Source organism: Aeromonas sp. 62-46 (genome assembly GCF_001898585.1).
GTDB lineage: Bacteria > Pseudomonadota > Gammaproteobacteria > Enterobacterales > Aeromonadaceae > Aeromonas > Aeromonas caviae.
Map to the genome: position 1 here is coordinate 100,130 of NZ_MKUI01000047.1, position 22,777 is coordinate 122,906.

Sequence of the window (22,777 nt, forward strand, 5' to 3'; positions counted from 1 at the left end):
TGCCAGCCTGCCGATGCCGGGCGCTCCTGCCCGGCTTTGCTATGGTGATAGCGGGCAGACGAGTTCGTCGCCCCCTCAAACCCCTCCCGGGGTCCCTTTCCCACTCACAGGGTCTCTATCATGAAACTGAAGCACGCCTGGATTGCGGGTGCCCTCACCCTCTGTGCCCCTCCCCTGCTCTATGCCGCCGAGGTCACCACCCATGTGGCCGTGGCCCCCGGACAAGCCAGTCTGGCCGAAGAACTGACGGCCAGGGCAACCGTCACCGCCATCGACCTGACCACCCGCAAGGTCAGCCTGAAAAATGCCGAAGGGCAGACCCTGGATCTGATCGCCGGGGAGGAGGTGACCAACCTTCCCCAGCTCAAGGTGGGAGATGTCGTGGCCTTGAGATATCTGCAACTGCTGGACCTGACCCTGCTCAAGGGCACCGCCGGGGTGAGAAAACGGGTGGTGGAAGTAGAAGGGGGCAAGGCGGCCGCCGGGGAGAAACCCGCAGCCGGCGCCGGCATGCAGGTAACCATCTATGCCGATGTCATCGACGTGGACAAGGCGCACCAGACCATCCGGGTCAAGGGGGTTGACCATACCCTGACCCTCAAGGTGCAGGATCCGGCCCAGTTCGCCCTCATCGCCAAGGGGGACCAGATCAAGGCCGTGCAGACCACCGCCATCGCCATCGGCATCGCCCCCCAGAGTCCCTGAACCCTGACCACGGCCTGCCAGCCCCGTGGCAAGGGGTCAACCCCTTGCCTTTAACGCCCAAGGATTGCCGTTTGAATCACATCATGCCTGGGAGGCGGATTTGCCGGTGAGGCGATCCATGGCCTCCTTGAGCATGGCATCGCGCTGCGCGGCCAGGTCCTTGCTCTGCGTTTCGCGCTCCTCGGCAGAGAGCGTCTTGTCATCCGCTATCCCCTTGAGCTGACGCTCGAGATCGTCAAATTTTTTGCGATCAAAGCCCAGGGCCTTGTCCACCATCTGCTGCACCCGCGCATCCTTGACGCCACCGGTCAGGACTGTGTTCTTGCCGTTCCTGGCCAGATGCTCGTAGGTCAGCGCCTGCTGCGCCTTGCCGGTCAGCACCTGACTGGAGAGGCTGACCTGCTGAGACCAGCCGCTCTGCTTGTCGTCGCTGTCGCTGAGGGTCGCCAGGGCACGGTTCTGGGACGCGCTCTGGGCGAGTTGATGACCATAGGGTTTGATATCCATGAAGGCTCCACGCTCACTGCCGGCCTCGCCGGCTCCGGGGATGGGTTCCCCGCCATGGGCCGGAGACAGCAAATTGCAGGCCAACTTGAGTACCCCCCTCTTCCGATGGTTCAGCACGGGGTCACAGCACGCCTCCTTCTGCACTCCATGACGAGTGCGACCAGATCCATCAAAAAAGGCGCCCGAAGGCGCCTCTTGTGGACAGAAGTCGGCTCGTCATGACATCAGCGACGGCTGATGTGGAGCGGACCGAAGGTCTGGGCCACCGGCATGATCTCGATGCTGTTGATGTTGACGTGGGCAGGCTGCTCGCTGATCCAGAGTACGGTATTGGCGATGTCTTCCGGCAGGATGGCCTGCACCCCCTGATAGACGGTGGCCGCCTTGGCGTCGTCGCCGTGGAAGCGCACGTTGGAGAACTCGGTGCCGCCACACAGGCCGGGCTCCACGTTGGTGACACGCACCGCCGTGCCCGCCAGATCCGCACGCAGGTTGAGGCTGAACTGCTTCACGAACGCCTTGGTCGCGCCGTAGACGTTGCCGCCCGGATAGGGGTAGGTCCCTGCGATGGAGCCGATGTTGATGACGTGGCCGCGGTTGCGCGCCACCATGCCCGGCAACAGCAACCGGGTGATCAGAGCCAGGCCGCTGATGTTGGTGGCGATCATCTGCTCCCAGTCCTCAAGGTCTGCCTTGTGGGCAGGCTCCAGCCCCAGTGCCAGGCCAGCGTTGTTGACCAACAGGTCCACCTGTTGCCATTCGGTCGGCAGCCCCTCGATGGCGGCGCGGGTGGCAGCCTTGTCCTGGACGTCGAACACCAGGGGCAGGAACTGCTCGCCCAGCTCCTCGGACAGGGCGGCCAGCCGTTCGGCGCGACGCCCAGTGCCGATCACCCGGTGGCCTGCGCTCACCAGCAGGCGGCTGATGGCCTCACCAAAGCCGGACGAGGCGCCCGTTACCATTGCAATCATGTGAACCTCCATTGTTATTTGTCTTCTTGAAAAATCAGCACGTTATATGTCGCGCTTGCCCAGCTTTCGCCATGCGAACACCGCCAGATGCAGCAGGAAGAGACCCGAGCCCCCCAGCGCAAACAGCAGGCCGGTCAGGGCGTTGACCGAGGTATCCGCGCCGCACCACCACCAGACCAGCCAGCCGACGACCCCGATGAGAAAGGTCTGGGCGGCGCAGACCGGGCAGCGCCCGAGCTTGGCCCTGATGGCGGTGGCCAGGCAATCCTCGCAACTCATGATGGCTCCTGCCGCTCATCCCCCAGCGCCAGCACCAGGCGGTGGGCATGCTGGCCGGGCCCGTAATAATCGGGCAGCCGTACCCCGGGGCGAAACCCCAGCCCCTGATAGAGGGTCCTGGCTTCTGGGTTGGCGTCGGCGACCTCGAGGCGAATCGCCCCCCAGCCGGCCTCGCGCCCTTCACGGATCACCTGCTCCAGCAGGCGGCGTGCCCACCCCTGACGGCGGACGGTCCAGCGGATGGCGAGGGTCTGGATGATGAGACGATCCCAGCCTTTGTGCTCCAGCACGCTCAAATAGCCCATCACCTGCGCCTTCTCGTCTTGCAGCAGCAGGGTGCGCCCCTTGGCCTGATTGAGCAGATAGTGCCAGCGGCTGCGGCCGAAGGCGACCTCGGGGGGAAAACAGTAGCGTTCCAGCTTCACGATGGCGCCCAAATCATCGGCTCGGGCGGCGCGCACGGTCAACACGGGGAGTCCTTGTTCGGTTATTTATCCTCAGCACCAGAAATGCGACTTGTATCACAAGTTACCAAGGCAGAATATTAGGCACTGTAACCTCTTGTTTCCCCTCGCGCCATTGTCGTGCTTGTCGGTGCATCGAAGCCCACTGGGGATCCTGCCGTTTCTGGCAGTCCTTTCTGTGGAGCCTGAAAATATGAGTACCTATGTCATCGTCGAGGAGCCGGGCGACTGGCCCTGCCATGCCGACTATCTGCTGACCGCCCGCACCTACCTGCAACACGGTCTGCCCACCACAGGGGGGCGTCCGCGCATCATCAACCTCTGCCGCAGCCTGGAACACCTGGGGGCCGGTTATTACTGCTCCCTGCTGGCCCAGGCCCGCGGCCACCACTGCCTGCCGGGATTGCAGGCCATCAACCGGCTGCAACCCCAGCAGCCTCCCGCCAAGCTGTGGCGCAAATTGCAGGGCTGGCTGGCCCAGCAGAGCGAAGACAGGATCCGGGTGCGCGCCATCTTCGGCCAGTGCGAACAGAGCGAGCTGGCGGGGCTCGCCCGCTATTACTACGGCCTGAGCCAGTTGCCGCTGCAGGAGCTGACCCTCAAGCGCGGTCGCCACGGCTGGTCGGTGCGCCAGCAGGAGAGCCTGTCACCGCTGGCGCTGAGCCCGAGCGAGAAGGCGCTGATGGTGCAGCACGCCCAGGCGCTGGTGGGCACGGGGGACGAGGAGCAGACGGCGCCACGCTACCAGCTCGCCATCCTGGTCGACCCCAACGACGGCCGCGCCAGCAGCGATGCCCTGGCGCTGGAGCGTTTCATCAAGGCGGCCGCTGCCCAGGGGATCCAGGCCGAGATCCTGCCTCCCTCGGCCATCGAGCGGTTGCCGGAGTTCGACACCCTCTGGCTGCGCGCCGAGACCGCGGTCGGCCACTACACCTTCGAGTTTGCCCGCCGTGCCGAGCAGCTCAAGATGCCGGTCATCGACAGCTCCCGTGCCATCCTCGCCTGCAGCAACAAGCTCTATCTCTACGAGCTGATGGTGCGCAGCGGCGTGCCCATGCCCCCCACCACCGTCGTGACCCGCCGCGGCCGCCAGCATGTGGACGAACTGGTGCAGCGCCTCGGTCTGCCGCTGATGGTGAAGATCCCCGACGGCGCCCAGGGGCGCGACCTCGCCATGGCCAGCGATGACATCCAGCTCGCCCGCCTGCTGGACGAGGGGCTGGCCCGCTCCGCCCTGCTGCTGGTCCAGAGCCGGATCCCTGCCGAGTTCGACTGGCGCATCGGCTTTCTCGACGGCTCGCCGCTGTTCGCCTGCCGCCGCTACCGACCCGAACCCGGCAACCGCATCCGTCGCCGCAAACACCCCCTCGACATGAGCCGCATCGAGGCGCTGCCCCTCAGCGACGTGCCGGAGCGGGTGCTGCAAACCGCCCGCCGCGCCGTGCACCAGCTCGGCAACGGCCTGTTCGGGGTGGATCTGCGCCAGCAGGGCCAGGGCTGCGTGTTGCTGGAAATCATCGACAACCCCTGGATACGTGGCGATATTGAAGACAGGGAGGCAAAGGACCTCTACGAGCGCCTCGCCCGGGCCTTCCGCCAGCGGCTGGAGAACCGGGGGCAGAGCGCGACAGGATAACAAGCATCGCGAGCAGAGGTGGATATGATGACAATGCAGTGGTGGGACATAGCGCCCCTTGGCTGGGAGAACATCCTGGTCTGTCTGGTGTGTGGCACCCTGGTGGGGCTGGAGCGGCAGCTTCGCGGCAAGCCGGTGGGGATCCGCACCTCTTCCCTCATCGTGCTCGGCACCTACTGTTTTCTCGCCATCGGCGCCGCCGTCAGTCCTCAGGGCGCCGATCAGGCGCGGGTGCTGGGTCAGCTCATCACCGGGGTCGGCTTTCTCGGGGCCGGGGTCATGATGACCCGGGATGGTCAGGTGCTGGGGGTGACCTCCGCCGCCGCCATCTGGATGCTGGCCGCCCTCGGCGCCCTCATCGGCATGGACATGCTGCATCAGGCGCTGCTGCTCACCGTCGTCACCCTCTCCATCCTGGTGGGGGTGGACTATCTGGAAGCCAGCTTCAAGAGCCTGCGCCGCGGGGTGCACAACCGGCTGGAACACTGGCGCCACGGGGCCGAGCCCTCGGTCTCTTCCCGCCGGGACGATCTGGGCAGCGGCATCGAGAAGTAAGCCGCCACCATGAAAAAGGGCTCCATCATGGAGCCCTTTCTGTTGTCTGCCTCCCTCAGCGCACCAGCAGGAAGCGGCCGGTGAGGGGCGGCAAGTCCACCGTCACGCTGTTGCCACCGATGGCCAGGTTCTCGCCGCTCTGCAGATCCACCAGGGCGCTGCCGCTGCGCAGCTTGCCGACCGGCACGGCGTAGCTCTGGGGCGTGGTGGAGACGTTGAGCAGGTAGACTACTTGCTCGCCCGCCGTCTGCTTGATGTCGCCATAGACGCTCCCCTCGGCCACCAGCTTGACCCGCTCCCCCTGATAGAGGGCGGGGTGGGCGGCGCGCAGGGCCAGCAGGTCGCTCAGCCACTGCTTGAGCTCGGCCTGCTCGCTGCTCGGCACGAAACCGGTGACACCGGGGACCTTGCCATCGCTGCGGGCCACGTGATCATCGCAGAGCCCCTGGGCCGCACAGTCGCCCCCCACCTGACTGGCAAAGCCAGGCACCTCGTCGCCAAACTCCTCACCATAGTAGAAGGTAATGGGACCGGAGCGGGCGGCCATGAAGCTGAAGGCCGCCTTGTGGCGCTGCCAGTAGTCCGCCCCATTGAAGTTGCCCCGCTCCAGCAGATCGCCGAAGCGCACTAGGTCGTGGTTGCCCAGCATCAGGTTGGGCATGGCATGGTCCGGGTAGTTCTCCACCTTGTTCCAGCTGGCGTCGAGCACGCTGGCCCCCTGCCCGCCCTTGCCGGACTCTTCCACCGCCAGCGCCTGTACCAGGCCGTAGCGCAGGGGGAAGTCGAACGCCGAAGAGAGCGCCGGGTTGTCGCTCGGGCCATAGGCCTGGGCGCGGATTTCGTCAGCGCCCTTCCACACTTCCCCCACCATGTAGCCGAGGGTGCCCCACTGCTGGCCGGCGGCCTTGCGCGCCGCGCTGGCCTGGGCCACCTCGCTGCGAATGGCGCGCCAGTCATCCAGCCCCAACTGATAAGCCTGATCGAGGCGCCAGCCGTCGATGCCGTACTGCTCGACCCAGTAACGGGCCACCTCCTTGAAGTAGGCCAGACTCTCGGGCTGGCCGTAATCCACCAGCTGACCCGGGTAGCCTGCGCCGCCGCTCTTGAGGGCAGGCAGCCGCCCCTCTGGTGAAGGCTTGCTCACCCCCACCTTGTTGACGTGGCCGAACACCCCGTCGAGGAAGACATAGAGCCCGCGCTGGTGCGCCCCGTCCACCAGTTTTTTAAGCTGGGCGTTGCTGCCGAAGTTGGGATCCACGTTGAAGAAGTCGCAGGCGAAGTAGCCGGTGGCATCCAGCCGGTCGTCCCCGGCCTGGCCGGCGCAGGAGTCAAACACCGGCGTGAGCCAGATGGCGTTGACGTTGAGGCTCTTGATGTGGTCGAGGCTGTCGATGATCCCCTGCAGATCGCCGTTGTGCCGGGAGGGGCCGTAACCGACGCTGTAGTTGGCGCTGCCGTCGCCGTCGACGAAGGACTCCACCATCACCTGGTAGGTGCGCAGGTTGCAGGCTGGCTGATCATTGCCGTAGCAGGCGCGGCTGGCCGACGCGGGGGGCGGATTGACCACCGGGGGCTGGGGGTCACTGCTGCCACCGCCTCCCCCGCTGCCGCAAGCCGTCAGTAACAGGGCGGCCCCGATGAGGCCGCCACGACGCAACGTTCCTTGTTTCATTGTTATGTTCCCGCTGTGGTGGATGGGCGCCCAAAGCGCCGCACTGGGGTCATGATAACGACCTGACCGACGCGGGTCTGTGACTGAAAACGTTACCTGACTCAACGAGTTAGCATGTCAGAAGCGATGCATGTTGCGATCGGGGAAGGCGGCGCGCTCGTCGATGGGCAGGATCAGGTGGTAGACCTCGTGGGCCGCCAGGGTGAAGCCCGAGGGCCACGCCAGTTGATGGCGATCATCGATGAAGACACGGGCGAAGCGACGCTCGGTCTCCATGGCCACAAACAGCGGCTGGCCGCGCCAGGGGGTAAGATCCAGCACGCCTGTGGTGCCGTCGGAGAGCACCACGAACAGAGACCAGCCCTGCACATATTCCACATCGATGAAGACCGGCATCCCTTCGGCTCCGATTGAGAAATCCGGCGCCATTATAGGCACGACCCTTGTCTCGATGTGCCAGCAGGATCACAGTTTCCCCAGCGTTTTATGCTCTCTTCGAACCCTGCATCCCGTCACAAAAAATCATAAAACGTGCCAACCTCTCCATTTATACCCCATGCCCATGCAACCTTTGCCAGGTGCCACTGTCATACTCCTGCACCATAACAACAATGCGCCCGGGGACTGGGCGCAAACAGGTTTGCAGGAACAATATGACCACCATCAGACAATGGCTGGGACCGGTTTGGCCCATCGCCGTCTTTTCATTGATCGCGCTCATCTCCCTGACCGTCAGCCGCCTTGGCCTGGGGCTCTGGCAACTGGAACGGGTGGATGCCGTCTCTGGCTGGCAGGAGATGCTGCTGCAAGGCATTCGCGTCGACGTTGCCACCCTCTGCTGGGTCTGGGGCGTACCCGCCGTCTTGACCCAGTTGCTGGCCGGACCCCACGCGTCGGGGCGGCTCTGGATGCAGCTTATCCGGATCTGGCTCACCCTGGGGCTCTGGCTGATGCTCTTTCTCGAGATCTCCACTCCCGCCTTCGTCACCGAATACGGGGTGCGCCCCAACCGTCTCTATGTGGAGTACCTCATCTATCCGAAGGAGGTGCTCTCCATGCTGTGGGCTGGCCGCAAGGGCGAGCTGCTGCTGGCCGTGATCTTCAGCGGCGCCGTGCTGGGCGGTGGCTGGTGGCTGAGCGGCCGCCTGGTGCGTGACCTAAGCTTCCCCCGCTGGTACTGGCGCCCCGCCTTCGCCCTGCTGATCCTCGCCGTCGGCTTCCTCGGCGCCCGCTCCAGTCTCGGCCATCGCGCCCTGAATCCGGCCATGGTGGCCTTTGCCGACGATCCCCTGGTCAACGCCCTCACCGTCAACTCCGCCTACTCCCTCTTCTTTGCCATCAAGCAGATGGGGGCCGAGGAGGACGCCAGCCAGTTTTACGGCAAGATGGCTGACCATCAGGTACTCGACATAGTCCGTGAGGAGAGCGGTCGCCCTCTCGGCGATTTCACCTCTGCCGATCTGCCGAGCCAGACCTTCAACACGGCCAGCTACCAGGGCAAGCCCAAAAACCTGGTGATCCTGCTGCAAGAGAGCCTGGGGGCCCAGTTCGTCGGCTCCCTCGGCGGCCTGCCGCTCACCCCGAACATCGATGCCTTGTCGAAAGAGGGTTGGGCGTTCGAGCAGCTCTACGCCACCGGTACCCGTTCGGTACGCGGCATCGAGGCGGTGCTCACCGGCTTCACGCCGACCCCGGCCCAGGCCGTGGTCAAGCTCGGCAAGAGCCAGACCAACTTCTTCACCATCGCCGACCTGCTCAAGCAGCGAGGCTATGACACCAGCTTCATCTATGGTGGCGAGAGCCACTTCGACAACATGCGCAGCTTCTTCCTAGGCAATGGCTTCACCACCATCGTCGAGCAGAAGGACTTCAAGAACCCGGTGTTCGAGGGATCCTGGGGCGCCTCGGATGAAGATTTGATGGCCAAGGCCAACGAGACCTTCGCGGCGCTGCACAAGGAGGGCAAACCCTTCTTCAGCCTGGTGTTCAGCTCCAGCAACCACGATCCCTTCGAATTCCCCGACAACCGCATCGCCCTGTACGAGCAGCCCAAGCAGACCCGCAACAACGCCGCCAAGTACGCGGACTACGCCGTCGGCGAGTTCTTCAAGAAGGCCAGGGCATCGGACTACTGGCAGGACACCCTGTTCCTGGTCATCGCCGATCACGACAGCCGGGTCGGGGGAGCCAGCCTGGTGCCCATCCCCCGCTTCCACATCCCGGGGGTCATCCTGGGGGACGGCATAGCACCGAGAAAGGACCCCCGCATCGTCAGCCAGATCGACATGGCCCCGACCCTGCTCTCCCTCATGGGCATCAGTGCCGACTACCCCATGCTGGGCAAGGATCTCACCCGCATGCCCGCCGACTGGCCGGGACGCGCCATTATGCAGTACGACAAGAACTTCGCCCTGATGCGCGGCAAGGACGTGGTGATCCTGCAGCCCGAGCGGGCGCCGGAAGGCTTCATCTACGAGGATGCGACCGAAACGCTCACCCCGGCGCAGCAGCCGGACACCATGAAGGATGCCGCCCTGGGGCTGGTCCTGTGGGGCAGCCTGGCCTATCAGCAGGGGCTCTACCGGACGGCGCAGGACAGCCGGCTGGCTCTCAACTGAGGGACCGCCCACAAAAAAACCGCCCTCGGGCGGTTTTTTCTTGCGGCTCGCCCCGTCAGGGGTGGGGGAAGCAGGGAAGCGAGCGGCTGAACCTGTGCTCGAACACCAGGGAGGTCTCGAGGTGCACCACCTCTTCCCGGGAGGTAAAGTGATCGAAGACGAAATTGCGCAGGTGTTCGGTATCGGAGACGCACAGGTGCACCAGGAAATCATCCTTGCCGCCCATGTGGAACAGGCTGATCACCTCGGGCAGGGCCAGGATGGCGTCGCGAAACGCATCGATGATCTGGCGGCTGTGACGGGCCAGTTGCAAGGAGACCATGGCCTGGATGTGACCGCCCAGGGCCTGGTAATCCACCTCGCAGTGCGCCCCCTTGAGCACGCCATCCTGCTGCAGCTTGCGCACCCGCTCCAGACAGGTGGACGGCGCCACCCCGACCAGGGCCGCCAAATCCTTGTTGGTCATGCCCGCATCGCGAAACAGATGGGCCAGGATGTCCAAGTCCAGTTGATCCAGGTTTCTCATCTTTACTCCTTGCATCGCTCGATTTTTTTAGACTCTGCCCGTAAACCGGGCCGAACACAACGCAGATTGACATCGCCTCCGGCCCCTCTATGCTGTGCCGCACCCGCGGGATGCCGATCCCGTTGACCCCGACCACCACGAGGAACCCCATGCTCAGTGCCCATCCCTTCTGGAGCCTGGACGTTCCACGGCTCGACGGCCAGCTCCTGCTCACCCCCTGCCCCGGCAGCCAGCAGGTCCCCATGGCCGACGCCCTTGCCCAGTTGCAGCTGGCCGGTGCCGGCGGGGTGCTGACCCTGATGACGGTGGAGGAGCTGGCCCTGTGCGGGCCCCTCTCTCTCGGGCAGCTGGTGCAGGCCAGAGGCATGAGCTGGTTCCATCTGCCCTTTGCGGATGACGAGGCACCGGATGCCGCCTTCGAACAGGCCTGGCCCGGGGTGCAACCCCGACTGCTCGCCCTGCTGCGCGAGGGACGGCACCTTGCCATTCACTGCCACGGAGGAAGCGGGCGTACCGGGCTGGCGGCCGCCCTGCTGCTGATGACCCAGGGGCTGCCCCAGCAGGAGGCCATGACCCTCATCCGGGCCAGACGGCCACGGGCCTTCACCCTGGCCTGCCACCGTCACTGGCTCGATACCCGTGGACGGCTGCTGGCCGGGGCGGACTGATGGGCTCTATCCCTTGGGCTGCTGGTAGGTAAACACCTTGCCGATGTCTTCCACCTTGTAGCTGGTCAACTGGTAGACGTAATAGTTGAGCCAGTTGGAAAACAGCAGGTGACCGTGGCTGCGCCAGGTGGCGCGCGGGGTCTGGCTTGGGTCGTTGTTCGGGTAATAGTTGACCGGAATGACGGGGGTGAGCCCGGCCGCCAGATCCCGCCTATATTCCCCATCCAGGGTCAGGGCGTCATATTCCGGATGGCCGGTGACGAACACCTGGCGACAATCCTTGGTGGCGGCCAGATAGACGCCCGCCTCTTCCGACTCGGCGAAGATCTGCAGATCGGTGTGGGCGCGGATGAGATCCCCGTCGAAGGCCGCATAGCGGGAGTGGGGCGCCACGAATTCGTCATCGAAGCCGCGCAGCAGCGCCTCGTGCTCGTCGAGGCGGTGGTGGCGATAGACCCCGGAAAGCTTCTCGCCGTGGGTCTGCTTTTCCATGCCGTACAAGGCTTTCAGCGCCGCCTGCACCGCCCAGCAGAGGAAGAGGGTGGAGGTGACATGCTGATGGGACCACTCGATGATCTCGACGATGCGTGGCCAATAGACCACCTCCTCGAACTCCACCAGCCCGAGCGGCGCCCCCGTGATGATCATGCCGTCGTAGTTGTTGCCTCTCACCTGCTCAAAATCGTGATAGAAGTTCTCCAGGTGCGCCTGGGGCGTGTTTTTCGACTCCCGATCGTCGATGCGCAACAGATCCACGTCCACCTGCAAGGGCGAGTTGGAGAGCATCCGCATCAGCTGGATCTCGGTTTCTATCTTCTTGGGCATCAGATTGAGGATGAGCACCCGCAGCGGGCGGATGTTCTGGGTGACGGCCCGGGATTCCGTCATCACGAAGATGTTCTCCTGCCCCAGCACTTCGGCGGCGGGCAACTGGTCCGGGATCTTGATCGGCATGCTGACTCCCTGTACTGCATCGGTAAATATGTCTGGACATCTAGAAGCCTATAATAAAGCGCTCCCGCTGTCATCAGATACCTTTTGTATTCACCCCGCCCTTTGACTAGCATACGGCTCAGTGTGTCCCTCGTGCCCAACCCCATGACAGGAATCAAGATCTCCGTAGAACGGCTGCAAGTCGGCAATTATGTCTCCCTGCCTTTGGGATGGCGTGAGCACCCGTTTCTGTTCTCCAGCTTCAAGCTCAAGAGCGAGGAGGAGATCGAGCTCATTCGTCGCCTTGGCCTCAAGCTGGTGACCATCATTCCCGACAAGAGCGACACGCCGCCCAAGCCCCTCGGCCAGACCCAGCCCCAGGCAGATGAGGTTGAGGGGGAAGGTCTCCTCGCCCGCCAGGAGGAGATGCAGCAGGAGAAACTGCGGCGCATCGAGCAGTTGCAGCGCTATCGCCGCGACCTGCAGCAGTGCGAGAAACAGTTCCGCCAATCCCTGGCCCAGGTGCGCAACCTGATGGGCAAGATCCAGTCCCGCCCCCTCAACGCCATCAGCGAGGCCCAGGAGCTGATCAACGCCATGACGGAGCAGCTCCTCTCGGTGGACGAGATGGTGCTGCACCTGGTCTCCGACAGCGATGATGGCAACAGCCTGCAGTTTCACTCCCTCAACGTCAGCGTGCTCAGCATGCTGCTCGCCCGGGAGTGCAAGTTGCCGGCCGAGGCAATCCGCCAGGTCGGCATGGGGGCCCTGTTCCACGACATCGGCAAGCTGAGGATCCCGAGCCAGATCCTGCGCAAGACGGAGCCGCTGACCAAGCCGGAGCAGAACCTGATGGCCCAGCATCCCCGCTACGGCCTGGAACTGCTGGGGCTCGTCAGCGATTTTCCGGAAGCGGCCAAGCAGATAGTGCAGAACCACCACGAGTACCTGGACGGCACCGGCCCCCAGGGGCTCAAGGGCGATCAGCTCGATCCCCTCACCCAGATCGTCTCCCTCATCAACGAGTACGACAACCTCTGCCACCTGGAGGCCAAGGTGCCCTACGCGGCCCTCGGCAGCCTCTACAAGCAGCGCAAGTCCCAGTTCAACGCCGATCACCTCGGCATGCTGATCCGGCTGATGGGGGTCTATCCCCCGGGCAGCGTGGTGCAGCTCTCCAACGGCCAGGTGGGGCTGGTGATGTCGGTCAACGCCTCCCGCCTGCTCTACCCCGCCGTGCTGGTATACGACCCCCGCATTCCGCGCCAGGAGGCGGCCATCATCGACCTCGACGCGGCCGGGCTGACCATCGCCAAGGTGATCCAGCCCAAACGCCTGCCCCCGGCGGTGTTCGAATACCTCAACCCCCGCACCCGGATCAGCTACTACTTCGAACACGGCAAGCCCTGAGAGGGCTGGCCCCACCCAAGGAGTCCCCATGCGCATCGAGATCATCAGCACAGGCGACGAGATAGTGACCGGCCTGGTGGTGGACACCAATGCCGCCTGGCTCAGCGCCCTCTTGCTGGAGCAGGGCTGGCAGGTGCGCCGCCGCGCCACCGTGGGGGACAACCTCGCGGATCTGACAGCCGTGCTGCAGGAGAGCGCCAACCGCGCCGAGGTGGTACTGGTGTGCGGGGGGCTCGGCCCCACGGCGGACGACCTCACCGCCCAGGCCGCGGCCGAGGCGTTTGACCAACCCCTGACCCTGTTCCCGGACTGGCTCGCCACCATGGCCGAACGCTATGCCAGCCGGGGCCGCACCATGGCACGGAGCAACACCAAGCAGGCCTGGCTGCCCCGGGACTGCGAGATCCTCGACAACCCGGTGGGCACCGCCTGCGGCTTTGTGGTCCGCCACCCGGCCAGCCACGGCCAGAGCCGGCTCTTCTTCACCCCGGGCGTGCCGTTCGAGTTCAAGCAGATGGTGCGCGAACAGATCATGCCCCGCCTCAAGGCGCTGGCCGGGGAAGAGACCGACACCGAGCTGCGCCGTTTCTACACCTTCGGCGTCTCGGAGTCCGCCCTCAGCGACATGCTGGATGCGGCCCCCTGGCCTGCCGGCATCGAGCTGGGCTACCGCTCCTCCATGCCGCTCATCGAGCTCAAGCTCATCGGCCACGGTGCCAGCACCGCCGACATGGACGCCGCCGAGGCGAGGCTGCTTGCGGCCATCGCCCCCTGGCTGGTGGGGCGTGGCAACGAGGCGCCTGCCAGCCAGATCCTGGCCCTGCTGGGGGAGCGGTCGCTGCACCTGCAGGAAGGGGAGAGCCGGGGCACCCTGCTGGTCATGTGTCACGGGCACCCTGCCCTGACTGCCGGCTTCAGCCACACCCTGAGCGACGATCTGACTCAACTGGCAGTGCCCGACGCCCCCCTGAGCCTCACCATAGGCCGTGCCGGTCCTGACGGCGTGCCGCTGCTGCTCTGCGCCGACGGGCAACTGCACGGCCAGACGCTCAGGGTCAGCCACCCGGATCCCGCGAGCGGTCGCCGGATCCTCGCCTTCGCCGCCCTCGACATGCTGCGCCGCCACCTGCTGGGGCTGCCGGTGCTCGCCGATTACCTCACCCTGACCCGAACGGCCAGGTGCCAGGAGGGTGCCCGGGGCTAGAAATGAGCCAAACCTGCGCCACCATGGACCCAGTACCCGGCAAGCGCCAGGGTCAGCAGGCAGAAGGCCCTCTCGTAACCCCCGCCGCTCTTGAGGGGCAGGCCAGGCAGGCGAAAGCGCCGACGCCAGGGCCAGAGCAGGGGAATGCCCATGGGGGTGAGCCAGTCCCCCAGCAGATGGCTGAGATAGCCCACGATGAGGGCATCCTTCACCGCCCCCGACAGCAACCAGGGAGCTTCTACCTGGGCCAGCCCCCAGACCCCCATCCCCACCGCCAGCAGGCTGTGGGTGAAGCCACGATGGCCGAACAGCCGGGAGAGCGGCCCCGAGATCCAGGGCAGTTGCCGCCCGAGCAGGGAGCGGGGGTGATCGAGATCCGGCAGCAGGGCGCTCGCCAGGGCCATGGGAACGATGTGCCACAGGCTGGCATCGGCCAGGGCCGGAGTCAGTTCAACCTTGTGGGCAAGCAGGACGCAGGTGACGGAAAACAGCAGGTGGCCTTGGGCGGTCATGGGGCTCGTTCGGTTGGACAGAAAAAGGGGCTGATCGGTGGCGACCAGGGTCCTCGCCCTGGGGCGGCGGCAGATTAAAATCCTTCTCTTCCTGTCTGGCAAGGTGATTTGCATCGCCTCCCTCAACGTGATGGACACCCTGGATAGCGAAAGCATAAAACGTCAGCATATTGCGCTAAAAAACTGCAATGGAACCCATGACATGGCCGGCTCTGCCCCTCTCCCGTCAGCCGAAATTTCCTCAACCCGGCTCACCCATTTGCATTCAGATCGTTGACCCGGAAGGAAAAATACCCGAATACTGCGCGTTGGATCCGCCCCGGCGGCATTGGATGCCGGCAAGGAGAGGCCCCGGCATGGGGCAAACCGGACAGGGACAACGAAGGAGGGCCCGGTGTTAAGCAAAGCGTGGTTTCAGCTGTCGGCCGACATGAGCTATGTCTGCCTGCGCATCACCCCGGGCCTCACCGAGCCCATCCAGGAAAGCGACGTCCTGGCCCTGCTGCGACTCTCCAACTGTCGGCGCTACGAACCCCTCGGCGAGGGGATCCGCGAAGCCGTCACCCTGCTCAACGCCCTCATCGCAGAGCCGGATGCCCCCGCGCATCCGCCAGTCCCCATTGCCCGGCGCCAGGATGCCAGGCTGCTCATCCAGGTGGACAAGGACCAGATGAGCGCCAGGGCGCAGATCACCGCGGACTGGGGCGGCCAGCCCCTGACCCTGGCCCAGTTGCAGGAGGCCCTGGCGGCCAGCACGGTCAAGCAGGGGGTGAGCGAGCGACTCCTTGCCGCCGCCATCCAGGCAGCGGGTGAGGCGACCCCCGGTGCCCAGCTCAATCCCGTCATCGCCCTCGGCAAGGCCGCCAGGCACGGCCTGGATACCCGCCTGGAGCGGCTGGTGGAGACCGCAGCCGAGCGGATCCTCAAACCCCAGGAGCGGGATCACGGCAAGGTGGACATGCGCGACCTCGGCACCCTGCTCACCGTCAAGGCGGGGGCGTTGCTGATGCGCAGGCACCCCGCCACCCAGGGCATCGACGGCTTCACCGTGACGGGCCAGACCCTGACCGCCCACCACGGCAAGGAGAGCGCCATGACGCCGGGTGACGGCACCTGCCTCTCCCCCGAGGATCCGGACCTGCTGCTGGCGACACGCCCGGGACTCCCCTGTCAGGAGCGTGCCGGGATGCGGGTCGACGAGGTGCTCAACGTCAAGCAGGTCGACATCCGCCACGGCCACGTCGAGTTCGAGGGATCCCTGCTGGTCACCGGGGACGTCATGCCCGGCATGCGCGTCAAGACCAGCGGGGACGTGGTGATCGGCGGCTTCGTCGAGGGCGGCTACATCGAATCCGGCGGCACCATCACGGTGCGCAACGGCATCATAGGGCGCAAGCTGGCAGACGACGAATACCTCTGCCACCTCAACGCCGGGGGGGAGATCCACGCCAGCTATGCCCAGTACGCCAGGCTGGAGGCCGATGGCGACATCCATATCCTGAGCCAGCTCAGTCACTGCTATTGCCGCAGCGGCCAGGATCTCAAGGTGGGGGACAGCGCCATGCGCAAGGGGCACCTCATCGGCGGCATCAACATCGCCAACCGGCTCATCATGGCACCGGTGCTCGGAGCCTCGGCGGCCAACCGGACCCGGTTGCAGATCCTCGGCGGCTATTTCAGCCAGAAGGAGCAGGAGCTGGCGCTTCGCCAGCGCAAACAGACCTGCGCCGAGCAGATAGACAAGCTGCAGGATCTCATCCTGCGTCTGCTGCAACTGCCTCGTGACAAGCGCAATCCCGAGACCCTGCAGAAGATCAAGGCGCTGCGCACCCGCCAGTTCGACGAGAGCAAGAGCCTGGACGAGCAGCTCGCCGAGGCGCAGCGGGAGCTGCAGGCGCTCATGGCCAACATGGACATCATCGCCACCCAGCGCCTCTTCCCCGGCGTCGAGGTGGAGATGGCCCATCACCACAACAGGGTCGACATCGAGCACGGCCCCATCCACTTCGCCATCCGGGAAGATCAGCTGCAACTGACCCCCTACCAGGGCCAGCGCTGAGGGGCAACGTGCCCCCGCTTCGGCAGGCGGCGTGATCCCGGCGGCGATTTTCGCTACACTCGGCCTCCCCATGGCCCCATCGGGCGGGCCGGCCAGACTCAGGTAGTGAGAAGATGTACAAGCTGATCGCATTGGATATGGATGGCACCCTGCTGACCCCAGAGGGCCGAATCTCCCCCCGCACCCAGGCCGCCATCGCGGCAGCCCGCGCCAGGGGCGTGACCGTGGTGCTGGCCTCCGGCCGCCCGCTGGAAGGCATGACCGCCGCCCTGACCGAGCTGGGCCTCACCGGCCAGGATGACTACGTCATCTGCTACAACGGCGCCCTGGTGCAGCAGGTATCCGAGCAACGCATCATCCGCAGCCAGTTGCTGACCGGCAGCGACGCCCGTGCCATCGCCCACCTGGCCTGTGAGCTGGGGGTGAACATCCACGGCTTCTCCGTCCGCCAGGGGCTCATCAGCCCCAGGATCAGCCCCTACACCGAGCACGAATCCCGCCTCATCGGTCAACCCATCAACCTGGTGGACTTCGCCACCCTGCCCGACGACGAGCAGATCATGAAGGTGATGATGATTGACCCAGAGCCCCTGCTCTCCCGTGCCATCGCCCAGCTGCCCGCCGAACTCCACGAGCGCTATACCGTGGTGCGCAGCGCACCCTACTTCCTCGAGTTCATGAACAAGCGCAGCAACAAGGGCACCGGCGTCGCCGCCCTGGCCGAGCACCTGGGGCTGGATGCCTCCCAGGTGATCGCGGTGGGGGATGCGGGCAACGATCACCACATGATCGCCTACGCCGGACTCGGGGTCGCCATGGGCAACGCCACCGACGAGATCAAGGCGCTGGCACAGCACACCACGGGGCGCAACGATGAAGACGGGGTCGCCCAGGTGATCGAACGTTTCATCCTGAACGCCTGAGTCGACAAGGGGCCCTGTGGGCCCCTTCTGCTATCCGGCCGCCCGGCCAGATGTTTAATATATCCACCATCAAATCTCTCACCGCACCAGCCCCTCCCCCTCAAGCCCCTTTAAATGGGACTCTCAGCCGTATTCCGGCATCAACGTTTAACATAATTGCATCATTTTGTTTGACATATTGAACGGCCTTGGCAGACTGGAGGCAGGATCCAGGCTGTCGTTGCCAAGGCTGACCGACGATTCTGGCACGCTGGCGCGACCCTGATCCCACGACCATGCCTTGAGGCATGCCCTTGCGAGCCGAGGCGGCAAGGGCCTTCCCAAGGCGCAGGATGAGACCGCCAAGGATAGCCAAGGTGACCTATGCCCAACCCCAGTGCCCATAACAAACCCGTCGTGCTGATGACCATGGGGGCCCAGGCCCGCAGTGGCCACGCCTACCAGGTCATGACCCACAAATACATCAAGCCTCTGGTGGAGATCAGCGGCTGCGTGCCGCTGCTGGTGCCCACCTGCTGTGGCACCGAGGATCTGGAGCAGTATCTGGACCTCGCCGACGGGGTCTATCTGAGCGGTGCTGGCTCCAACATCGATCCTGCCCTCTATGGCCAGGAGAACCTCACCCCGGAGAAGCCCCAGGACAGGGACAGGGATCTGTTCGATATTCCCCTGGTGCGCGCCGCCCTCGACCGTGGCCTGCCGATCCTCGGGATCTGCCGCGGCATGCAGGAGATCAACGTGGCCCTGGGAGGCGACATTCACCAGAAGGTCTATTGCGAGCCGGGTTATGACGATCATCGGGAGGATGCGGATGACCCGGTGGACGAGCAGTATGGCGAGAGCCATCAGGTCGAGCTGGTGCCCGGTACCTGGCTGGCCGAGCTGATGGGGCAGCCGTCGATTCCGGTCAACTCCCTCCACGGGCAGGGGATCAAGACGCTGGCCAAGGGGCTGGCCCCCCTGGCCCATGCCGAAGACGGGCTGATCGAGGCGATCCACGCTCCCGCCCTCTCCCCCTTCCTGCTGGCGGTGCAGTGGCACCCGGAGTGGAAGGCCAGCGAGAACCCCCACTCCATCAAGCTCTTCACCGCCTTTGGCGACGCCTGTCGCCGGTTCAGGCAGCAGGTCGGCTAGTCGCCGACCCCTTGCCCTTGAGCCTGGGCAGGGCCTCGTACATCGGGGGCTACCCAGAGGCATCCGACGTGACGGGCCTGTGACCCCCCCACTCCATCAAGCTGCCCACTGCCTTCGGCGACGCCTCCTGCCCGTTCAGGCAGCAGACGGGCTAGTCGCCAAATCCCTTGCCCTTGAGCTTGGGCAGAGCCCCGCGATCAGGACGCAGGGTTCGGCAGACATCCAGCCCCTTGAGGCCCCGCTGGATATGGTCCGGGGCCTGCCCGAGCACCATGCCGTTGCCGCGATAGAGACGGGCATCCTCCAGCTCGAACAGCTCGCCGCCGATGAGTAGTTGCTCCCGGCCATTCACCACCTTGCCCCGTTTCAGTGGCAGGGTCATGTCCACCTGGATCTCGCCGGTGGCACACCCCTCGCGCCAGCGCGCCTCGTTGGAAAACGGGGAGATGGCGATCTCCCGCCAGGATCCGTCCCTGAACTCCATCCGGTAACGGTCTTGCACCAGATCGCATCCCGCCAGCATCACGGGGATCGCCAGCCAGATGACACCCTTCATTCCCTTCACGCCCTTGCTCCCTTGTTATTATTGCCAGATATAGATCACGGAATCTGTCCCTCATCCCCAGCTCAGAGCAGCAGGGTGGCCAGATCCTGCAGCTGCCCCAGCTCCACATCCGGCAGCAGCGACAGCGACTGCCAGGACTGACCGCTCTCGTTGAGCCAGGCGGCCCGAAAGCCGTGCAGCCTGGCCCCCAGCACGTCGGTCACCGGGTGATCCCCCACATGAAGGATGCGGCCGGGGGCCAGCCTCAGGGCCTCTTGCACCTGCACGAACATGTCGGGCGCCGGTTTCATTCTGGCTCCCGCTCCCGCCTTGCAGACCAGGGTGAAGTAGCCAGCCAGACCTGCCTGCTCCAGATCCAGGTTGCCGTTGGTGATCACCGCCAGCGGGTAGCGCGCCGCCAGACGAGCCAGCAGGGCGTGAGTCGCCTCGCTCACCTCTATCTTCGAGCGCTCGGCCATGAAGCCGGTGAACACCGCCCGGGCCTGCTGCTCCGCCAGCCCGGGCTCCATGCCCCCCTGCACCAGGGCCTCGCGAATGCCACGCTGGCGCGCCAGGCTGACGTCGTGGCTCAGCGCCGGGTGGTCCAGCAGCAACTGGCGCTTGAGCGCGAGCCAGCGCGGCTTGTCCAGCATGGCGGTAGCCAGGTATTCGCTGCGCAGGTGGTCCAGCATCCACTGTTCCGCCCGCGCGATGGCGGGGCCGTTGTCATAGAGGGTGTCGTCCAGATCGAACGAGATGGCGGCCACCGGCTGCCAGCGACGGTAAAACTGCATGGCTGTTCCTCTTTACTCCTCATCCTCTGGCGTTGCGAGCTCCCGCCTGACCGGGGCGACGTGGAGATTGTCATCCCCGCAGATCGCACACCACATCACTCATCCTCCGGCGTTTCCGGATCCCGCTTCGCCCGCGGGTGGGCACTGTCATATACCTTGGCCAGATGCTGGAAGTCGAGGTGGGTATAGATCTGGGTGGTGGAGAGATCCGCATGCCCCAGCAGCTCCTGCACCGCCCGCAGATCGCCGGAGGATTCCAGCATGTGGGTGGCGAAGCTGTGGCGCAGCTTGTGGGGGTGCACGTGGGCATTGAGAGCCTGCTTGTTGCCCCAGCCGTCGAGCCGCTCCTGTACCGAGCGGGCCGAGAGCCGCTGCCTGCGCTTGGAGACGAACAATGCCTCCCCCTCGTCACCGGCCAGCAGGGGGCGTACCTTGAACCACTTGTGCAACCACTCCACCGCCATCCGCCCGATGGGCAGCACCCGCTCCCGCGAGCCCTTGCCGATCACCCTGAGCTGGCGCTCCTCGAGCTTCACGTCCGCGAGGTTGAGCCCCACCAGCTCGGCAAGGCGCAGGCCGGAGGAGTACATCAACTCCATGATGGCGCGATCCCGCACCGCCAGCGGATCCTGCTCGTCGGTGATGTTGAGCAGCTGGTACATCTCGTCCACGTCCAGGTTCTTGGGCAGGGGCCGCCCCTGCTTGGGGGTGACGATGCCACGCGCCGGGTTGGCGGTGAGCCGCCCCTGGCGCACCTGCCAGTCGCAGAAGCTGCGCAGGGCCGACACCTTGGTGGCAAGGGAACGGGGCGCCAGCCCCCCCTTGTGCATCCGGGTCACCAGACTGCGCACCTGGCTCGCCTCGAGCCGGGCCCAGTCGTCGACCCCGAGCTTCACCAGCTCGGCGGTCATCGCTTCTAAGTGGGCCTGATAGTTGCTGCGGGTGTGGGGGCTGAGCTGGCGCTCGACCCGCAGGTATTCGATAAAGGCGTCCAGCTCCCCCGCCAGTGCGACCGGCAGGGGGTCGGCGGCAGGGGGAGTCTTGGCAGCGGATCGGGTCGTTGCCTTAGCCACGGGCCAGCTCGGGCAGACGCAGCTGCAACAGACGCCCCAGCTGACCCAGCAGCAGGGTGTCGTTGTGGGGGGTGAAGTGGCTGGGATCCGAGCTCGCGAAGGCCAGCACGCCGAGCTCCCCGAGCCGCATCAGGGCCACCGAGTTGACCAGCACATCATTGCCAAACAGCGCCTGCTTCTCGCTCTGGTTGAGGCGGCCGAAATAGTAGTCCGTGCCGGGCAGGCGCTGACCCAGCAGTTGTTCGAGCTGTTTGCCCTGCGCCAGGAAACGCTGCTCGGGGCCGCTCAGCTGGAAATGCCTGGGGTTGAGCCAGAGCCGCAGGCCGGTGAGTCGCAGCCGCTGGACGAAGGCCTTGCCCATCACGGCGCTCAGCTCGAACAGGGTCTGGCAGCCGTAGATCTCCCCGTAGAGATCCGCATAGACCCGGAAGATCCGCTCGTTCTCGCTGGCGACCCCCATCAGTTCGGTGATCTCCTGCTCCAGCTGCTCGATGCGCTCCCGCTGTCTGTCCAGCTGGCGCTCCACCAGGGAGATGGTGCCCTTTTGCGCATGGGGAATGCGGATCTTGTCCAGCATGGCCCCGTGACGCAGGAAAAACTCGGGATAACGGGCCAGGTACTCCAGCACTGTGGCTTCATCCACCAGTGATTCCTGCCGTTTGAGTTCGCTCATAACTTGGTTGATCCATCCGAAAAAGGGGCCAAGGGCCCCGATATGATCCGTTGATGGAGCGGGATCACCCGCTCCTTGTCTACAACTCTATCTGGCCGTCAAAGACGTGCTCGGCCGGTCCCGTCATGTAGACGGGCTGACCCGGTCCCTTCCAGGCGATGGTCAGCTTGCCACCCGGCAGGGTGACGGTGACCCGCTCCTTGAGCTTGCCCTGGCTGATGCCTATCACCACGGCCGCACAGGCCCCGGTCCCGCAGGCCAGGGTCTCCCCCACCCCGCGCTCGAAGACCCGTAGCTTGATCTCGCTGGCGTTGACCATCTCCATGAAGCCGACGTTGACCCGCTCGGGGAAGCGCTCGTGGCGCTCCATGATGGGTCCCAGGGTCTCCACCGGCGCATCGGCCACCGAGGGCACCTCGATGACGCAGTGAGGGTTGCCCATGGAGACGGCGCCGCACATCACTGTGTGATCCTGGGCCCGCAGCAGATACGTCTTCTCCGCCTTCTGGGCACGGAACGGGATCTTGCCCGGCTCGAACTGGGGCACCCCCATGTTGACCGTGACCTGGTTCTCCCCTTCCAGCTGCAGAGTGATGCGGCCCCGGGCGGTGCTGACCGCGATGCGATCCCGGTTGACCAGCCCCTTGAGACGCACGAAACGGGCGAAGCAACGGGCCCCGTTGCCGCACTGTTCCACCTCGCTGCCGTCGGCATTGAAGATGCGGTAATGGAAGTCGAGCTCGGGGTCATAGGGCGGCTCCACCAGCAACAGCTGGTCGAAGCCGATACCGAAGTGACGATCCGCCAGCTTCTTGATGATGTCGTTGCTGAAGAACACCTTCTGGGTGACGCCATCCACCACCATGAAGTCGTTACCGAGGCCGTGCATTTTGGAAAACTCAATCAACATCGCGCGT

The 22,777-nt window shown here is 65.1% G+C and carries 24 protein-coding genes; 10 read left to right on the forward strand and 14 right to left on the reverse strand.

Annotated elements, in window-relative coordinates:
- Positions 1 to 120: 120 nt before the first annotated feature.
- Complete coding sequence (locus BGO64_RS14380) at positions 121 to 705, forward strand: hypothetical protein (protein ID WP_010672725.1); 585 nt, start codon at positions 121 to 123, stop codon at positions 703 to 705.
- 81 nt (positions 706 to 786) lie between these two features.
- Here the strand turns inward: BGO64_RS14380 and BGO64_RS14385 are convergent, their stop codons facing one another.
- From BGO64_RS14385 to BGO64_RS14400, 4 genes are all read right to left on the reverse strand, one after another.
- A complete protein-coding gene (locus BGO64_RS14385) occupies positions 787 to 1,212 on the reverse strand; it encodes a hypothetical protein (RefSeq protein ID WP_029313593.1) in 426 nt (141 codons plus the stop codon).
- Between the two features lie 224 nt (positions 1,213 to 1,436).
- Positions 1,437 to 2,183 (reverse strand): SDR family oxidoreductase, encoded by a 747-nt coding sequence (locus tag BGO64_RS14390; protein ID WP_045523059.1) that lies wholly within the window; start codon positions 2,181 to 2,183, stop codon positions 1,437 to 1,439.
- A 42-nt stretch (positions 2,184 to 2,225) separates the two neighbouring features.
- Positions 2,226 to 2,462, reverse strand: coding sequence for a DUF3624 domain-containing protein (locus BGO64_RS14395; protein ID WP_041212265.1), 237 nt, complete (start codon positions 2,460 to 2,462; stop codon positions 2,226 to 2,228).
- Complete coding sequence (locus tag BGO64_RS14400; protein WP_124244417.1) at positions 2,459 to 2,932, reverse strand: GNAT family N-acetyltransferase; 474 nt, start codon at positions 2,930 to 2,932, stop codon at positions 2,459 to 2,461. Before BGO64_RS14400 ends, BGO64_RS14395 begins: the two co-directional genes overlap by 4 nt.
- 187 nt (positions 2,933 to 3,119) lie before the next feature.
- Here BGO64_RS14400 and BGO64_RS14405 point away from each other — a divergent pair, with 187 nt between their 5' ends.
- Together BGO64_RS14405 and BGO64_RS14410 are read left to right on the forward strand one after the other, a co-directional pair.
- Positions 3,120 to 4,562 carry a RimK family ATP-grasp domain-containing protein gene (locus tag BGO64_RS14405; protein WP_286700894.1) on the forward strand — a complete coding sequence of 481 codons (1,443 nt, stop codon included), beginning with the start codon at positions 3,120 to 3,122 and terminating at the stop codon, positions 4,560 to 4,562.
- A 24-nt stretch (positions 4,563 to 4,586) separates the two neighbouring features.
- Positions 4,587 to 5,117: an MgtC/SapB family protein gene (locus BGO64_RS14410; protein WP_039039793.1), complete on the forward strand. Its 531-nt coding sequence runs from the start codon at positions 4,587 to 4,589 to the stop codon at positions 5,115 to 5,117.
- A 55-nt stretch (positions 5,118 to 5,172) separates the two neighbouring features.
- On the opposite strand, the gene BGO64_RS14415 is transcribed toward BGO64_RS14410, so the two are convergent.
- Both BGO64_RS14415 and BGO64_RS14420 read right to left on the reverse strand, forming a co-directional pair.
- Positions 5,173 to 6,789, reverse strand: a complete 1,617-nt coding sequence (locus BGO64_RS14415; RefSeq protein ID WP_286700895.1) for an alpha-amylase family protein — start codon at positions 6,787 to 6,789, stop codon at positions 5,173 to 5,175.
- A 117-nt stretch (positions 6,790 to 6,906) separates the two neighbouring features.
- Positions 6,907 to 7,185, reverse strand: a complete 279-nt coding sequence (locus BGO64_RS14420) for a DUF2442 domain-containing protein (protein WP_203763959.1) — start codon at positions 7,183 to 7,185, stop codon at positions 6,907 to 6,909.
- A 257-nt stretch (positions 7,186 to 7,442) separates the two neighbouring features.
- Between BGO64_RS14420 and BGO64_RS14425 the strand changes: the two genes are divergently transcribed.
- The gene (locus BGO64_RS14425) at positions 7,443 to 9,407 is read left to right on the forward strand and encodes an LTA synthase family protein (protein WP_286700896.1); all 1,965 of its coding nucleotides are present in this window, start codon (positions 7,443 to 7,445) and stop codon (positions 9,405 to 9,407) included.
- Positions 9,408 to 9,462: 55 nt separating this feature from the next.
- On the opposite strand, the gene BGO64_RS14430 is transcribed toward BGO64_RS14425, so the two are convergent.
- Positions 9,463 to 9,933: an Lrp/AsnC family transcriptional regulator gene (locus tag BGO64_RS14430; RefSeq protein ID WP_010672715.1), complete on the reverse strand. Its 471-nt coding sequence runs from the start codon at positions 9,931 to 9,933 to the stop codon at positions 9,463 to 9,465.
- A 149-nt stretch (positions 9,934 to 10,082) separates the two neighbouring features.
- On the opposite strand from BGO64_RS14430, the gene BGO64_RS14435 reads away from it, so the two are divergent.
- Positions 10,083 to 10,601, forward strand: a complete 519-nt coding sequence (locus BGO64_RS14435) for a phosphatase domain-containing protein (RefSeq protein WP_286700897.1) — start codon at positions 10,083 to 10,085, stop codon at positions 10,599 to 10,601.
- A gap of 6 nt (positions 10,602 to 10,607) precedes the next feature.
- Here BGO64_RS14435 and metA read toward each other — a convergent pair whose 3' ends face one another.
- Entirely contained in the window at positions 10,608 to 11,555 is a 948-nt protein-coding gene (gene metA / locus BGO64_RS14440; RefSeq protein WP_010672713.1) for a homoserine O-acetyltransferase MetA, read from the reverse strand.
- A gap of 144 nt (positions 11,556 to 11,699) precedes the next feature.
- Here metA and BGO64_RS14445 point away from each other — a divergent pair, with 144 nt between their 5' ends.
- Together BGO64_RS14445 and BGO64_RS14450 are read left to right on the forward strand one after the other, a co-directional pair.
- On the forward strand, positions 11,700 to 12,944 hold the full coding sequence (locus BGO64_RS14445; protein WP_182951455.1) for an HD-GYP domain-containing protein: 1,245 nt from the start codon (positions 11,700 to 11,702) through the stop codon (positions 12,942 to 12,944).
- Between the two features lie 28 nt (positions 12,945 to 12,972).
- A complete protein-coding gene (locus tag BGO64_RS14450; protein WP_286700898.1) occupies positions 12,973 to 14,148 on the forward strand; it encodes a competence/damage-inducible protein A in 1,176 nt (391 codons plus the stop codon).
- Here the strand turns inward: BGO64_RS14450 and BGO64_RS14455 are convergent.
- Positions 14,145 to 14,660 (reverse strand): metal-dependent hydrolase, encoded by a 516-nt coding sequence (locus BGO64_RS14455; protein ID WP_010672710.1) that lies wholly within the window; start codon positions 14,658 to 14,660, stop codon positions 14,145 to 14,147. The two genes, BGO64_RS14450 and BGO64_RS14455, sit on opposite strands and share 4 nt — an antisense overlap.
- 394 nt (positions 14,661 to 15,054) lie before the next feature.
- On the opposite strand from BGO64_RS14455, the gene BGO64_RS14460 reads away from it, so the two are divergent.
- The 3 genes from BGO64_RS14460 to BGO64_RS14470 all read left to right on the forward strand — a co-directional run bounded on the left by BGO64_RS14460 (position 15,055) and on the right by BGO64_RS14470 (position 18,776).
- The gene (locus tag BGO64_RS14460) at positions 15,055 to 16,719 is read left to right on the forward strand and encodes a flagellar assembly protein A (protein WP_353743888.1); all 1,665 of its coding nucleotides are present in this window, start codon (positions 15,055 to 15,057) and stop codon (positions 16,717 to 16,719) included.
- Positions 16,720 to 16,832: 113 nt separating this feature from the next.
- Entirely contained in the window at positions 16,833 to 17,642 is an 810-nt protein-coding gene (gene yidA, locus BGO64_RS14465) for a sugar-phosphatase (protein WP_041214347.1), read from the forward strand.
- A gap of 363 nt (positions 17,643 to 18,005) precedes the next feature.
- On the forward strand, positions 18,006 to 18,776 hold the full coding sequence (locus BGO64_RS14470; RefSeq protein WP_039039802.1) for a gamma-glutamyl-gamma-aminobutyrate hydrolase family protein: 771 nt from the start codon (positions 18,006 to 18,008) through the stop codon (positions 18,774 to 18,776).
- Between the two features lie 151 nt (positions 18,777 to 18,927).
- Here BGO64_RS14470 and BGO64_RS14475 read toward each other — a convergent pair whose 3' ends face one another.
- From BGO64_RS14475 to dapF, 5 genes are all read right to left on the reverse strand, one after another.
- Positions 18,928 to 19,332: a hypothetical protein gene (locus BGO64_RS14475; RefSeq protein ID WP_043154050.1), complete on the reverse strand. Its 405-nt coding sequence runs from the start codon at positions 19,330 to 19,332 to the stop codon at positions 18,928 to 18,930.
- A gap of 71 nt (positions 19,333 to 19,403) precedes the next feature.
- Positions 19,404 to 20,114 (reverse strand): HAD-IA family hydrolase, encoded by a 711-nt coding sequence (locus BGO64_RS14480; protein WP_045523035.1) that lies wholly within the window; start codon positions 20,112 to 20,114, stop codon positions 19,404 to 19,406.
- A 95-nt stretch (positions 20,115 to 20,209) separates the two neighbouring features.
- Positions 20,210 to 21,187, reverse strand: coding sequence for a tyrosine recombinase XerC (xerC, locus tag BGO64_RS14485; RefSeq protein ID WP_286700899.1), 978 nt, complete (start codon positions 21,185 to 21,187; stop codon positions 20,210 to 20,212).
- Positions 21,180 to 21,860, reverse strand: coding sequence for a DUF484 family protein (locus BGO64_RS14490; protein WP_010672702.1), 681 nt, complete (start codon positions 21,858 to 21,860; stop codon positions 21,180 to 21,182). The genes xerC and BGO64_RS14490 overlap by 8 nt, the downstream gene beginning before the upstream one ends.
- A 79-nt stretch (positions 21,861 to 21,939) precedes the next feature.
- Positions 21,940 to 22,770, reverse strand: a complete 831-nt coding sequence (dapF, locus tag BGO64_RS14495; protein WP_029313578.1) for a diaminopimelate epimerase — start codon at positions 22,768 to 22,770, stop codon at positions 21,940 to 21,942.
- Positions 22,771 to 22,777: the final 7 nt, after the last annotated feature.

Excerpts from the sequence above, each read along its gene's own strand:
- BGO64_RS14475 (WP_043154050.1), bottom strand. The coding sequence starts at position 19,332 with ATGAAGGGTGTCATCTGGCTGGCGATCCCCGTGATGCTGGCGGGATGC.
- BGO64_RS14480 (WP_045523035.1), bottom strand. The coding sequence starts at position 20,114 with ATGCAGTTTTACCGTCGCTGGCAGCCGGTGGCCGCCATCTCGTTCGAT.
- BGO64_RS14445 (WP_182951455.1), top strand. The coding sequence starts at position 11,700 with ATGACAGGAATCAAGATCTCCGTAGAACGGCTGCAAGTCGGCAATTAT.
- BGO64_RS14380 (WP_010672725.1), top strand. The coding sequence starts at position 121 with ATGAAACTGAAGCACGCCTGGATTGCGGGTGCCCTCACCCTCTGTGCC.
- dapF (WP_029313578.1), bottom strand. The coding sequence starts at position 22,770 with ATGTTGATTGAGTTTTCCAAAATGCACGGCCTCGGTAACGACTTCATG.
- BGO64_RS14425 (WP_286700896.1), top strand. The coding sequence starts at position 7,443 with ATGACCACCATCAGACAATGGCTGGGACCGGTTTGGCCCATCGCCGTC.
- BGO64_RS14435 (WP_286700897.1), top strand. The coding sequence starts at position 10,083 with ATGCTCAGTGCCCATCCCTTCTGGAGCCTGGACGTTCCACGGCTCGAC.
- yidA (WP_041214347.1), top strand. The coding sequence starts at position 16,833 with ATGTACAAGCTGATCGCATTGGATATGGATGGCACCCTGCTGACCCCA.
- BGO64_RS14490 (WP_010672702.1), bottom strand. The coding sequence starts at position 21,860 with ATGAGCGAACTCAAACGGCAGGAATCACTGGTGGATGAAGCCACAGTG.
- BGO64_RS14405 (WP_286700894.1), top strand. The coding sequence starts at position 3,120 with ATGAGTACCTATGTCATCGTCGAGGAGCCGGGCGACTGGCCCTGCCAT.
- BGO64_RS14455 (WP_010672710.1), bottom strand. The coding sequence starts at position 14,660 with ATGACCGCCCAAGGCCACCTGCTGTTTTCCGTCACCTGCGTCCTGCTT.
- BGO64_RS14385 (WP_029313593.1), bottom strand. The coding sequence starts at position 1,212 with ATGGATATCAAACCCTATGGTCATCAACTCGCCCAGAGCGCGTCCCAG.
- BGO64_RS14410 (WP_039039793.1), top strand. The coding sequence starts at position 4,587 with ATGATGACAATGCAGTGGTGGGACATAGCGCCCCTTGGCTGGGAGAAC.
- BGO64_RS14470 (WP_039039802.1), top strand. The coding sequence starts at position 18,006 with ATGCCCAACCCCAGTGCCCATAACAAACCCGTCGTGCTGATGACCATG.
- BGO64_RS14415 (WP_286700895.1), bottom strand. The coding sequence starts at position 6,789 with ATGAAACAAGGAACGTTGCGTCGTGGCGGCCTCATCGGGGCCGCCCTG.
- BGO64_RS14420 (WP_203763959.1), bottom strand. The coding sequence starts at position 7,185 with ATGCCGGTCTTCATCGATGTGGAATATGTGCAGGGCTGGTCTCTGTTC.
- BGO64_RS14450 (WP_286700898.1), top strand. The coding sequence starts at position 12,973 with ATGCGCATCGAGATCATCAGCACAGGCGACGAGATAGTGACCGGCCTG.
- metA (WP_010672713.1), bottom strand. The coding sequence starts at position 11,555 with ATGCCGATCAAGATCCCGGACCAGTTGCCCGCCGCCGAAGTGCTGGGG.
- BGO64_RS14395 (WP_041212265.1), bottom strand. The coding sequence starts at position 2,462 with ATGAGTTGCGAGGATTGCCTGGCCACCGCCATCAGGGCCAAGCTCGGG.
- BGO64_RS14430 (WP_010672715.1), bottom strand. The coding sequence starts at position 9,933 with ATGAGAAACCTGGATCAACTGGACTTGGACATCCTGGCCCATCTGTTT.
- BGO64_RS14390 (WP_045523059.1), bottom strand. The coding sequence starts at position 2,183 with ATGATTGCAATGGTAACGGGCGCCTCGTCCGGCTTTGGTGAGGCCATC.